This window comes from Paenibacillus sp. S25, assembly GCF_019454085.1.
Taxonomy (GTDB): domain Bacteria; phylum Bacillota; class Bacilli; order Paenibacillales; family Paenibacillaceae; genus Paenibacillus; species Paenibacillus polymyxa_B.
Genome location: NZ_CP073683.1, coordinates 1,337,355 through 1,350,111, shown reverse-complemented (window position 1 = coordinate 1,350,111; position 12,757 = coordinate 1,337,355). Strand labels below are relative to the sequence as shown.

General features: G+C 47.8%; 11 protein-coding genes. All 11 read right to left on the bottom strand.

All coding sequences use genetic code 11. The features are described 5' to 3' along the window. Positions 1-147 precede the first annotated feature (147 nt). The gene (locus KAI37_RS05770) at positions 148-1,524 is read right to left on the bottom strand and encodes a sugar phosphate nucleotidyltransferase (protein ID WP_025720487.1); all 1,377 of its coding nucleotides are present in this window, start codon (positions 1,522-1,524) and stop codon (positions 148-150) included. Positions 1,525-1,779: 255 nt separating this feature from the next. Then, entirely contained in the window at positions 1,780-1,926 is a 147-nt protein-coding gene (locus KAI37_RS05765; RefSeq protein WP_158659097.1) for a hypothetical protein, read from the bottom strand. Positions 1,927-2,167: 241 nt separating this feature from the next. Further along, a complete protein-coding gene (locus KAI37_RS05760) occupies positions 2,168-3,496 on the bottom strand; it encodes a UDP-glucose dehydrogenase family protein (protein WP_220030900.1) in 1,329 nt (442 codons plus the stop codon). A 5-nt stretch (positions 3,497-3,501) separates the two neighbouring features. After that, complete coding sequence (locus KAI37_RS05755; RefSeq protein WP_025720491.1) at positions 3,502-4,602, bottom strand: glycosyltransferase; 1,101 nt, start codon at positions 4,600-4,602, stop codon at positions 3,502-3,504. Positions 4,603-4,630: 28 nt separating this feature from the next. Further along, the gene (locus KAI37_RS05750; RefSeq protein WP_071639862.1) at positions 4,631-5,779 is read right to left on the bottom strand and encodes a glycosyltransferase family 4 protein; all 1,149 of its coding nucleotides are present in this window, start codon (positions 5,777-5,779) and stop codon (positions 4,631-4,633) included. Beyond that, a complete protein-coding gene (locus KAI37_RS05745) occupies positions 5,776-6,963 on the bottom strand; it encodes a glycosyltransferase family 4 protein (protein ID WP_071639861.1) in 1,188 nt (395 codons plus the stop codon). Before KAI37_RS05745 ends, KAI37_RS05750 begins: the two co-directional genes overlap by 4 nt. Then, positions 6,950-7,789, bottom strand: a complete 840-nt coding sequence (locus tag KAI37_RS05740) for a glycosyltransferase family 2 protein (protein WP_023987421.1) — start codon at positions 7,787-7,789, stop codon at positions 6,950-6,952. The genes KAI37_RS05745 and KAI37_RS05740 overlap by 14 nt, the downstream gene beginning before the upstream one ends. A 22-nt stretch (positions 7,790-7,811) precedes the next feature. Then, a complete protein-coding gene (locus KAI37_RS05735; RefSeq protein ID WP_013309157.1) occupies positions 7,812-9,191 on the bottom strand; it encodes a lipopolysaccharide biosynthesis protein in 1,380 nt (459 codons plus the stop codon). A gap of 5 nt (positions 9,192-9,196) precedes the next feature. Then, positions 9,197-10,639, bottom strand: a complete 1,443-nt coding sequence (locus KAI37_RS05730) for an O-antigen ligase family protein (protein ID WP_220030899.1) — start codon at positions 10,637-10,639, stop codon at positions 9,197-9,199. 5 nt (positions 10,640-10,644) lie between these two features. Continuing rightward, entirely contained in the window at positions 10,645-11,415 is a 771-nt protein-coding gene (locus KAI37_RS05725) for a WecB/TagA/CpsF family glycosyltransferase (protein WP_013309155.1), read from the bottom strand. A gap of 4 nt (positions 11,416-11,419) precedes the next feature. Next, entirely contained in the window at positions 11,420-12,757 is a 1,338-nt protein-coding gene (locus tag KAI37_RS05720) for an O-antigen ligase family protein (RefSeq protein WP_071639860.1), read from the bottom strand.

The window sequence follows — 12,757 nt, the reverse complement described above, 5'->3', positions numbered from 1 at the left end:
TGGATTCCTTCTTACCCTAAGTATCGACTTTTATTTACCAAAATTTAATAGGTCATGTTCATGAATTTACAGGTTTTCGCCCAATTTCGACAGTTTGGGCCATGAATTTTCATGAATCCGTCTTTTTTTTCGTTTTTACGAAAATAATTATGAGATAAATTGGTGACGGGAAATTTCATTCCAATCCATACAAAAACGAACAATATCCTCTTCAACCAATTCAGAGCCAGTCTGCACCTCAATAAAATCCACATCGGTCACAGCCAAAATGCTATGCTTCGTCCCTTCAGGAATGCGAACTACATCGCCAGCCTTCACTTTGTGCAGCTTCTCATTCAAAATAATTTCCGCTTCACCGCTAATAATGGTCCAGATTTCACTTCGTTTGAAATGAAGCTGGTAGCTGATATTTTTGCCTTTCCGTACGCGAATTCGTTTGGTCAATACCTCGTTACCCTCGTCATACTTGACATAATCCACAACCCGATACTGCCCCCAACGACGTTCTTCATACATTGGACGCTGATCATGAGCCTTGAGCACTTCCTTAATGCGAGGACTTTCTGCCTTATTGGTCACAAGAATGCCATCCGGGCTAGCGGCTACAATCAGATCATTCGTTCCAATGATCGCCACAGGAATGTCTAACTCGTTAATAAGACTCGTATTGACGCAATCCTCCGTTACTACACCTCTGCCCACTTGTTGATTAGACATTTCTTCTGTGAGCGTATTCCAGGTACCTAAATCCTTCCAAAAACCATCATATGGAAGAACTACAATATCCTTTTCCTTCTCGACTACTTCATAGTCAAAGCTGATTTTTTCCAGAGATGCGTATTGCTTTTGCATTTCTTCATAATTAAGCGGCAACCCCTTGGATGCCAAGATATCCAGCAAATAACTTAATTTGAATGCAAAAACCCCGCAGTTCCATAGAGCATTGCGTTCAATCAGACGCTCCGCCTGCTCCCGGTCGGGTTTCTCTTGAAAATGGCTCACTTCGCGGTAGCCTGTGCTACCTTGAGTGGCATCGTTTTTCGGAATAATGTAACCATATTTCTCTGAAGGATAGGAAGGGACAACCCCGATTAAAGCAAGCTTGCCTTCACTCTCCTGAAGCGTATGTTCCAACTGGGCTACGGAAGCGAAGAAAGCATCCTCAACATAAGGATCTACAGGCAATATTGCTATAATTTCATCAGGTGAAACACCTGCAATGGAATATAGATAAGTCGCTGTCAACGCAATCGCAGGAAAGGTGTCTCTGCGTTCCGGCTCAACAATGATGCGCGTATTCGGTCCGACCTGACTCTGGATCATTTCGACCTGTGCTCTCCCTGTCGCAATAAACGAGGATTCTGATAATCCGTTGTCTCCCAGTTGTCTCCATACCCGCTGTACCATGGATTCCGAAGTCCCCTCCGGGCTCTCCAGTACCTTCAAAAATTGTTTGGAACGGGAATCGTTGGACAAAGGCCATAATCTTTTACCGGAACCACCAGACAAAAGTACGAGCTTCATAACTCTCCACTTCCTCTCTATAATGTATGGGTGATCGGATGGGGCAGGGTTGAGTAGCCCGCTACGGGATGGATTCGATCTTACGATCGCTGTTGGACCGGGATTCATTCGATTATATAAAATCGTATAAAGGTTTGAATCCCGGTCCAAAGGCGAACACTATCGCTTCTCCAGATTCAAATCCAACCCTTCGCTACTCAAAAAATGCATCATATCGATCATACCTTGTGGTGCAAAAGGCACGACCGGACATTATTAAGTCCGGTCAGCCTGTAAAAATCTCACGCCTTCGGCAACAGCAATGGCGTCTTTGCGTCGCAGGAGCAGCATAGCGTATCCGCATGGTAGTGCTTGCTCCACAGGGGCGGCGCAGCGCCGCTTGATCGGAAGGAGCGGCTTCAACCGTGCCGCTCCTTCCGATACGCCCTTCCTGCTCCCACCCCATAAGGTGGGAGATTAAAAATCGTGACTCCACGGCGGAAAGCAGCGGAGCGGGCAGAATTGTTCTGAAGAAGCGCAGCGTTTGCCTTTACCCCCGGATTTTAACCTTTGAATGTTTTACACAATCCAAAAATCCGGGGGTAACAGCAATCGGAAGAACAATCTGCACGTGTAGCGTCTCCACCCCCGCCACAGTCATTTTTTAAACTTCCACTTTATCTCTGTTCCACCCACTCATCCGCGGACGACCCACGGAATGGTATTCCAGCCCGGAGCCTTGAATCTGTTCCTCAGCGAATACGTTACGACCGTCGATGAGAACCGGCTTGTGCAGAATGGAGGCCAGTTGTACGAGATCGACTTTTTTGAACTCTTCCCAATCGGTCAACAGGCACACAGCGTCGCTACCTTCAGCGGCTTGCTGTGGGGATGAGCACCACACAATATTCGGGTGATCCACGCGCTCCTTGAATTTATCCATCGCAATGGGATCATACAGTTTGACAATAGCGCCTGACTGAATGAGCGTTTCTACGATTTCCAGTGCTGGAGCTTCGCGGATGTCATCTGTATTTGGCTTGAAGGCGAGGCCCCAAATACCAATGGACACACCGTTCAGTTGACCCAGCGATTCGCGCAGCTTGGATACAATCATAAAGCGCTGGTCGGTATTCACCTCGACCACCGATTTCAACAACTTAAATTCATAGTCTACATTACCCGCAATTTGGATAAGCGCATTTGTGTCTTTTGGAAAGCAAGACCCACCATACCCGATCCCTGCTTGTAGGAAAGAGGAGCCAATCCGTTTGTCCATACCCATACCATCAGCCACACAGGTTACATCGGCGCCAACCTTTTCGCAAATATTAGCAATTTCGTTAATGAACGAAATTTTAGTTGCCAGAAACGCATTGGACGCGTATTTGATCATTTCAGCACTACGGATATCCGTCACATAGATTTTATCCGTGAACACCTGATGCAGAGTGACCATGGTTTCACGCAATCCTGTATTGTCCAAACCAATAATGATGCGATCCGGATGAAGTGTATCATTGATGGCTGAGCCTTCTCTCAGAAACTCTGGCGCGGAGACGATATCGAAAGACAAACTCGTGTGGCGAGCCAATACGTGCTTAATCTTTTCGTTCGTTCCGACAGGTACAGTGCTCTTGGTCATAATAATCTTATACCCGTTCATGGCTTTACCAACATCAGCAGCCGCCTGTTCAATGTACGACAAATTTGCCTCGCCGTTAGCCAGAGAAGGCGTACCTACCGCCAAAATTACGATATCCGAGCGGCGTACCGCATCGGCCAAATCCGAGGTGAACTCCAAACGGCCGGCTTCCAGATTCAACGCGATCAATTCCTCAATACCCGGTTCATAAATCGGAGATTCCGCCCGGTTCAACATGTCGATTTTGTGCTGCTCCAGATCGACACAAATCACCTCATTACCTTTTTGCGCAAAACATACACCCGAGACGAGCCCAACGTATCCAGTACCGATTACAGCCAGCTTCATTCCGTTCATCCTCCTTTTAGAAAGTTCACATAGGCTTGTTCTACATACTTTTTTAATTGATCCTTGAAGTTATCTTCATCAAATTTGCGGGCATGGGTAATGATATCGTCCACATTCCATGCATGTTGCTCAACCTTTGCGACGGCCTCCAGCACATCCTCTACTTGATGCTTGCGGAAAAATACGCCGTTCACATGAGGAACAATCGTATCCAGCGCTCCCCCACCCTGAAAAGCGATGACAGGCCGTCCGGCCGCATTCGCCTCCAAAGGCGTAATACCGAAGTCCTCTTCACCCGGAAAAACGAGCGCTCGGCATTCTGCCATCAGCTTGTTAACCTCTTCGTCCTCAAGCCTGCCGAGGAACTCAATGTTCGGGGCAGCCATACCTTCGAGTCGTTTACGATCCGGTCCTTCACCCACAATGCGCAGCTTGAGACCGTTACGTTTGAATGCTTCGATCGCGAGATCGATGCGCTTGTAGGACACCAATCGGGATACGATCAGGTAATAGTCACCGATGTTTGTAGCGCGTTTAAAACGGGATGTATTAATAGGTGGGAAAATGACATCCGAATCCCTTTGGTAATAGTGCAAAATTCTTCTTTTAACAACCGAGGAGTTGGCAACAAACTGGTCTACGTTGCGAGAAGTTTTGGCATCCCATGTTTTCAACCGGTTCATGTACAGCTTTAGCATGTTTTTGAGCAGGTTGGATTTGGACTGCCGGGCCATATATGTATCGTAATCCCAGGCAAACCGCATCGGTGTGTGACAATAACAAATGTGAAACGTATGCTTGGGTACCTGGATGCTTTTCATAAATGCGCTGCTGGAGCTTAAAACAATGTCGAAATCCCTGAAATCAAAATCACGGATAGCGATGGGATACAGCGGCAGCACTCCTTTGAAGTTGGCCTTCACTCCTGGGACGTTTTGTAGCCAAGTGGCTCTAATATCCGCATCCTTCAAGTTACGCGACAGGCGGTCGTCGCTGAACACCGTTGTGAAGATAGGAGCCTCCGGATACATATCGTGGAATACCTCTACTACCCTTTCCGCTCCGCCCATTTGGATTAAGTAATCGTGTGCTATCGCTATTTTCATCTGAATCATCCTTTAACGCGAATGTCGGTCAGACTCCTGCCAACAAACCCTTATAGTAATGAACTATATCCTTAACTGTGTTCTCGATGACAAAATGCTTCTTGACCCGCTCCATCCCTCTCTCACCCATCTGCTGACGTTCCTGTGGATGCTCCAACATCCAGCGGATGGCTTCTTCCAGCTTAGCCGGGTCACCCGGTTCAATAAGCAGCCCGGTTTCATGGGGTACCACCGTTTCCTTGGGTCCACCCTCATTGGAAGCAATCACTGGGAGACCCGCAGCCATGCCTTCAATAATGACCTGACCGAATGGTTCTGGTGTAATAGAGGTATGAATCAGCAAATCACAACGCTGCATCAGGCCTTGAATGTCATCGACGTGTCCCAGCAGATTGACGTTAGCCAACCCGTATTCGCGCATCGTGGACTCTAATCGTTGCTTGTATTCCTCTTCTCCGAACAACGCATCTCCAGCCAGCCAGAATTTCACGCGCTGATCCGGTAAAAAGGAGCGTGCCGCTTCCAGTAAAATATGCTGTCCCTTCCATTCCGCCAATCTGCCGACCAATACGACGTTAAACGAGTCATCAGCACGTAAATCCGCAGCCGTGTCACGTGCTGTAATTGCTTTAGCAAAAGCGGAATAAACGACAAGCGTCTTTTTGTCCGGGGGTAACTCCAACGCACTCAGCGTGGACTTGGAATTAGCAATCACTCCGTTGGGCAAAAAGCGGGACATCAGCCGAATCCCTTTGGCTACAATCGGCTTCAGATACGGCGGACCGATGTGGTCACGGATATGCCAGATCAAGGGCAGCTTCGCCGATTTGGCGGCTACTGCACCATACAGTGCAGACTTGAGCGAGTTCGTGTGAACGCACACGACCTTTTCCTCACGCAGCAAGGGCGCAAGTTTTCTACCGTAAGCCAGCAAACGAAAAGCTGCTGCAGGCGCACCTAGATTCACGGCATTTCGTCCCCGATTGCGAATCGAATCGTCCAATGGGATGATGCGCACATCAATATCACGCTGCCGAAGCCGATCTGCCAAATCGCCCTCCTCTGCCAAAATAACGAGTGGGTCGATATGTTCCCCGATATTCGTCAGTATGTTATACAAAGCGACTTCGCCACCGCTCCATCTTGCCGTATGGTCAATATAAGCTACTCTCATCATTTCGCCGCCGCCTTTCTATCAAGGACCTGTCGGAACACCTCTTCCACCTGCTCCGCTACATGTCCCCATGTATATCTGCTCAGGACATGGTCCCGGCATTCCCTTGCATTCGGTAGAAGTTCACGATGATCCAGCACACGCAGCAACCCTTCAGCAATGGCTTCACTATCCGTTCCCTTGAACAAAAGCTCAGGACGGAATCCTCTTAAAATCTCCTTGTTGCCACCCACAGGAGTCGCCAGCACCGGCAGTCCCGAGGCCATCGCCTCCACTGTGATCAGACCGAAGCCTTCCAGTGCCTGTGTGGGTACAACGAACAAATTCGATGCTTGGTGATACAGTGGAAGCTCCTCATCCGACACATAACCGAGCAGCCTTACATGGTTATGAAGATTGTATTCCTCCACCTTGGAAGCCAATTCCTCCATCAAGGGGCCCTTCCCTCCAATCAGCAACAGATGATCAGGATGACGCTCGGTTACTCGTCTCCATGCTTCCAGTAGCTGTAGCAGTCCCATTCGATTAACAAGACGACGAACGGTTAGCACAATCGTCGCGTTTTGCGGCAAATTCAGGCGCTTCCGCACGGCTTCTTGATCCTCTGCCGGGTGGAACCTTTCTACATTCGCCGCACCAGGAATAATATGAATTTTGCTGAGTGGAACCTTATAGTGCTCATGCAAAATATCCCGAAAAGTCTCGCTTAGCACTATAAATTTATCCGACAGACCGTAGGCCTTCATTTCAATGGATTTGGCCAACGTCGTTTTTAGAAAATGCTTGATGCCCTGTCCCTCAATCTTCATTTCCTCCGTCCACGGTCCGTGAAAGGTGGTAACTACCGGGATTCCCCTTTTTTTCGCCTCCAGCGCCGGCCCGACACTATAGGGGGCAAAATGGGAATACAATATATCCATCGGTTGCTTGTCAAACAACTCTGCTGCATATTTTTGCATTAGCTCCCGGCGCTTCCAGATGGATTGCTGCTTGCTGCCAATCGTATGAATCCGAATACGGTCGGGCGCTTGCGGCTGCTCGTCACTACAGATTAGAGCATCCAACGTATTGCGCTCTAGCGTAAGCTGCTCACAGATCGATTTGAAATATGTGTTGAGGCCTCCTGGCTGCAAGGACGGCCAGCTAAGCCCCGTTGCCGCAATACGAAATCCGTTATTGTACGACATAGCTGGTTTCTCCTTTCTGCTCGGTATGTCCGTCATCCACGATTTCTATCTTTTTTCGCCGCTTGGTTAGCTCATAATGCTTGAAGCAGACGAGAAACTCATACATCACCCAGAATACTGCTACGGCAAAACCCGCCAATCCCTTGCGGTATAAGCCTTGGACAAAATACTTCTGCACAAAGCGGGCAGGAGGCCGCCACAATAGTCTGGTAATCCGAAAGGATCTTCCTTTGTTAAATGCCGTCTCTGCTTCCAGATCTGTATATTTGTTAAAACGGGTCATATGATCACTGATGCTGCGGAAGCCATAGTGCCATAACACGCCCTCCAGATTGACAATCTGCGAAGAGGCTACATCCGGCATTTCATGAACAAGACTATTCGTAATGCCATAAATACGCCGATTGTACAAACGAACCAGGTATTCCCCTTTGTTCATCCATTTGCCGAGAAAATCTCCAATCCGAAATACGGAATATGCTTTGGCCGGATCGTGGAGCGTTTCCTTTACTTTCAATAAGTCTCCAAGCAACTCTGCATCCACTACTTCGTCCGTATCAATCAGGAATATCCAATCAAATTCCGCTTTTTCAACACCAAACATGCGCTGTTTGGCATAACCGGGCCACGGGTTAGAAAACACCCGACAGCCCAAGGATTCAGCTACCTGAATCGTATTGTCCTTGCTCCCTCCGTCAATGACGACGATATCGTCCGCAAAGGGCTTGCAGGATTTAATGGCGGCTGTGATTCGAGTGCCATCATCCTGAGCGATAATAACTACGGATATCCGGTTGTCCGCGGGAACGCTAGACATGTGGTTCATTAGCGGGTGCCTCCTTCTTTATCTAACCGTTAACTGGCTTTTTCCGGATGTAGTGTGACATCGTTGATCGGAGCCATTGAAAATCTTGTTTGGAAATAAGCAGTCTTGGAATCTTCATTTTTAGAACGAATTTAACATTACATAAAATGAAAATGAACCGTAGAATTCCCGAAGACAGCATTGCTATGCCTGCACCCGTCAATCCATATTTCGGTACGAGTATGGACAGCAATGGAATGACGAGCGCCAATCCGACACCCTGTAGAATGGTAACCAGTTTGGGCTTACCCAACGCCATAAATTGTTGTGCCAGCACCATGGTCCCTCCACTGATAGCAACCTCAAGCACCAGGAACCGGAATACCGTAAGCGCTTGTTTAAACTCTTGACCATATAACAATGTAAATACGAACGGAGCAATCAGCATCAGCATCACGGCAGCCAGAAAGGTTGCCGTTGATGTCACTCGAAATGCCCGAAATGTTATGGCCACCGCCTCTTCCTTATTCAGACCGGAGGCTTTGGGAAACAGTACGACAATGATCGAGGTAGAAAATACATTCACCATCCTGGCCAAGCTGACCGCTACTGCATATAAACCGAGATCAGCGGGTCTGAGCAGACCCGCAATCAAAATCTGATCAATATAAGTGGAAACCTGCCCCATGAGATCATTTCCGTATGAACCCATACCGTAGGTAAAGAGATTTTTAAATTGCGTCCAGCTGTTCTTTACCTTTGGTTTGTACAGCCGAATCATTCGTATCGTGACACCGATATAAATCGGTAAGCCTGGCAGTAAATAGGCCAATGCCGAGGTGTACGGATTCATATTTCCGGTTAGGATCAGAATCGCTAGACCCAGCAGTGTACTTAGCGGTACCAGATACCGGAATAAATTGTACTGCTTATATTCCGAGCGAACTTGAAGCAATGCATTATTGATCTGTGAAATCGCTATGAGCGGACACATCATCATGGAGCACTGTGCGAAAAGTATGACCGATGAAGAAAAAGAGCGCAGCCAATAAGGAATTAGAAATACTCCGACGAGTGTCGCCAAGCCCCCGAACATGGTAGCCAGCAGCAAGGCCAGACCATACAGCTTGCCCGTTTCCTCCGGTTTCCTTTTCGCATTGTAAATCAATGCAGACGGGACACCGAAGCTCATGCAGAAGGCGAGAAATTGGGACCAGTTCACCATCGCTGTCTGTTCCCCGCGTCCAGTAGGACCCAGGAATCGTGCCGTTAGCACACCAGTCAGCATATTCACGACGAGAATCAGCATACTGAATATCATCGTTTTTACTGCTGCAGAGCTGTTATCCTTGCTTTTGGCAAACCGAATCACCGTGGACCATAGTGTCCGGACAGGTGCGGATAATGCTTGTAAGTTTTGCACAGCCTTTACCTTCTTTCCGCGATGACATCTTTTGCCCATAGTCCTATTCCGATCATCATCCAGATCAGATAGCCGCGCATACCGGGGAAACCATTATCTGATATGAGACTGGCTACAGCTCCGGCCCACGTAGCCAACGCCAGTCTGATATAAGGCTGACTGGCATCTCGTGCGGCAATACGGGCGAGAAGGCGCTTGATGATAACGAACAGACCACCGAAGAAAAAGAATGCCCCGAAAATACCGAAGGTGAGGAAAATGGCGATATATCCATTATCCATAATCCCAAGTTCGCCGAGATCGCCGCCGTTATCAAGCTTGGTTCCGATTCCTACACTCCCGATCCCCTGCCCGACCGGATTGCCAGCAATCGCCGGAAGCATCGTATGCAGTAAATCCAAACGTTCATTGTACGAATGATCCTGCTGAATATCCGTCAGCGTCTGCATGCGTGCCACCAAACCTTCTGCCCCTGGAAGTTTTGGAACAATGATGTAGAGAAGAAGGCCAACTATAGCTAGTTGAAACAAGGTTTTCCACTTTCCCTTGGAAGATGAACTGAGAATGTAAGCCAGCAACATGACGAATGCAATTAGCCAGGCTGAACGTACCAGCGTGATCAAAAGACAAACGACCGTCAGCAGGATTCCGATCCATCCCAAAGTGCCACGCCACCGTTTTTCCATTAGCATGGGTACAAGTGCCATCGCCAGGAAAATAGCGCAGGGACCGGGCGAGTTCATAGAAGAAAACACTCTGATTTGAAGTGGTTCTGGAACACCAATGGAATTCATTTCTACATGATTCATCCAAAATGCATCCCACGGAGGCACCGTCAAGTACTGGATAATGCCGTAAATCGCCACAAGAACAGCAATGTTGGCATATGAATACAGCAGTCGGTCCAGCTCCTTCGCTTTCATGGGCTTAATCGCAAGATATGGCAATAGGATCAAAGGAACCACATAATTGGCTAAATCATAAGCAAAAACAATACCATTTTTGAATAACCCGACCACACTTCCGTAGGCCAGTTCTATGCCGAAAAATACAGCAATTCGGGTCAAGGGTTTTTCCGCCTGATGAATGCCTCGCAACACAGGAATAATCAACATACTGCTTACCAGCAGTGGTGCCACGCTCAACAAGGAAACCGAGTGATACGTTCCCTCCAACCAATCCGCTATGCGGCGGATTTCCGGGCCTACTGCCCACACTGCCAGTGTGTAAGGAATCAGTAGCCGGGATTGCAAGATCGCCAGCAGGAAGGCCGGAAAAACGAGCGCCAGCAATATGGCTCCCTGCTGGCTCATGGTGGGATTCATCTTGGCGCTGACAAATCCGATGGCGAGTGGCAACATACAAGCCAGCAACCCCATGCCGATCATGCCGATTCCACGCCGATTTCCTAGCCGAACGGAAATCTGCTGATCTGCCAACCGACTCATGTTTCTCACCCCTGACCTCCCTTCATCCGCTTCCGCTTGAACATCTCCTTAAACAGCAGAACGAGAAATTGGGAATCCTCAATCAAATATCTTTTCCACAATCGTTTAGGCTCCTGAGACAACCTCCAGAACCATTCAAATCCCGTCTTCTGCATCAGCTCCGGTGCTCTTTTCACATTTCCCGACAGGAAATCAAAGGTCGCTCCCACCCCAATCGAAATTGGAGCGCGGTAAGTCTCATAATATCTATAAATCCATTTTTCCTGTTTAGGGGCGCCTACACCTACAAAAACGATGTCCGGGCGAGCCTCTTGAAGCAATTGGACAATGTGCCTGTTCTCCTCTTCGTTTTTCTCAAAGCCATAAGAAGGAGAATAACAGCCCACCACATTCATGTTCGGATAAGATTCCTGGAGATTGAGCATAGCCTTCTCAGGAATACCGTCAGCTGCACCCAGAAAAAATAACCGATAGCCTCGATCCTCAAAAGCCTCTCCTAACCGAGTGAACAAATCTGATCCGGACACCTTTTGTTTGAGAGGCTTTTTCAGTAACTTGGACGCCCATATGATAGGCATCCCATCGGCCACTACAGCTCCGGCATCCGAATACACCTTGCGGAATTCATCATCCTTGCGAAGCTTGATCACATGATCGACATTACAGGTCAAAATGTAAGAATGACGCTGATGTTCAATAGAAGTATCTATAAATTCGAGTAGATCATTAAAATCGTAATTATCAAAGTTGACATCGAACATGTTCACTCTGCTCATCGTATCACTTCTCTTTGCGAAAATCGGTTTGAGTAGATGTCTGGTATAACGCGTTCAAATACCAGCAAAATGGAATAATCATCTGAACCGTCGACAACGTATTATCTGAAAACGAGTAGATCAGAAAGCCTGCAATTAAGCTTGCAAAATAAGGTTTGATAGACTTGGCAAGCGACCGGTAAATGAGAGCGAACACGATCAGCAATGAAAGCATTAATAGTCCGCAACCGATATATCCCGTGTCAAAATAAAAGCGTATATACTCGTTATGCGGTACAACAAAGCCATTGAATAATGTCCCATCGTTCGCGACCGTTACCGCACCAAGACCTCTCCCTGACCAAGGGTAATCATGTACTCTGTTCAAAAAATATTCCCATGCCTCCGAGCGTCCCGACAGGTCAATGCCTGTATCGGTCTCCCGTTCGAAGGAGCGTTTTTTTAAATTGTTCCATTGCAGGGCCACCGCCCCCAGAGCAACCAAAAACGATCCGGCCAGCGGTAGCAAATAATTGACTTTCCCCTTGAGGTACTGACGGGCAATATCAAACAGATACACAGCAAACATTAATAACAATGCCAGAATCGGTCCACGTGTACCGGTAGCGATCAGAATCAGAAAGTTCAGTGCCAACACAGTGTAATAAAAAGCGGCTTGCTTGGGTTTGCGTTTGACCTCAATTAGAGAGACGGCAATTCCGAGAAAGGAGAGCATTGCCAGATGCGGCGGTATATTCGCTCCTTGTACTCTGACTGCGCCGGTAAATTCCACATCCGTAAACGAATGCAGCCCCAAAACCTGCAAACCCAGTCCAATGACCACACTAATAATTGGCAACAGACTGATCAGTCGGATATGCTTTTCTGCCACATCCTTTTTCCACTGGATCAGTAAAAAAAAGAAAGGGAGTGATAAACCGACGAACGCCTTGACGGCAATCGAGGTCGTTAACAAAGGCAGCCATGCTGAAAATCCAAATGTGATCCCCAGCATGATCACCAATGCCCAGACCGGATAGCTGAACTTGAGACGTATGCCATACACGAGCATGCACGGCACCAGCAGAGCCAAAATGCCCAATTTGTACAATGACAAAATCTCAATACCGAACACGCCACCCTGATACAGAGAATCGACTGAGACTGCTGTACTTAGCAAAACAGCATAGCTGATGCGCTCCGGATGATGGATAGAAACAGCCAGCAAGAGCAGTAAACATACCGCCGCGATACTGACCACCGGCTGATAGGTAGCCGCAATTCCTACAGCAAGAGCGCCCAGTAGAAAAATAAAAACATGCTGTATGGTGTTTATTCTAGTAGTCCAAGGATAGTTACTCAT

Coding starts and splice junctions, on each gene's coding strand:
- KAI37_RS05770 (WP_025720487.1), bottom strand. CDS start 1,524: ATGAAGCTCGTACTTTTGTCTGGTGGTTCCGGTAAAAGATTATGGCCT.
- KAI37_RS05760 (WP_220030900.1), bottom strand. CDS start 3,496: ATGAAGCTGGCTGTAATCGGTACTGGATACGTTGGGCTCGTCTCGGGT.
- KAI37_RS05755 (WP_025720491.1), bottom strand. CDS start 4,602: ATGAAAATAGCGATAGCACACGATTACTTAATCCAAATGGGCGGAGCG.
- KAI37_RS05750 (WP_071639862.1), bottom strand. CDS start 5,779: ATGATGAGAGTAGCTTATATTGACCATACGGCAAGATGGAGCGGTGGC.
- KAI37_RS05745 (WP_071639861.1), bottom strand. CDS start 6,963: ATGTCGTACAATAACGGATTTCGTATTGCGGCAACGGGGCTTAGCTGG.
- KAI37_RS05740 (WP_023987421.1), bottom strand. CDS start 7,789: ATGAACCACATGTCTAGCGTTCCCGCGGACAACCGGATATCCGTAGTT.
- KAI37_RS05730 (WP_220030899.1), bottom strand. CDS start 10,639: ATGAGTCGGTTGGCAGATCAGCAGATTTCCGTTCGGCTAGGAAATCGG.
- KAI37_RS05725 (WP_013309155.1), bottom strand. CDS start 11,415: ATGAGCAGAGTGAACATGTTCGATGTCAACTTTGATAATTACGATTTT.
- KAI37_RS05720 (WP_071639860.1), bottom strand. CDS start 12,757: ATGAGTAACTATCCTTGGACTACTAGAATAAACACCATACAGCATGTT.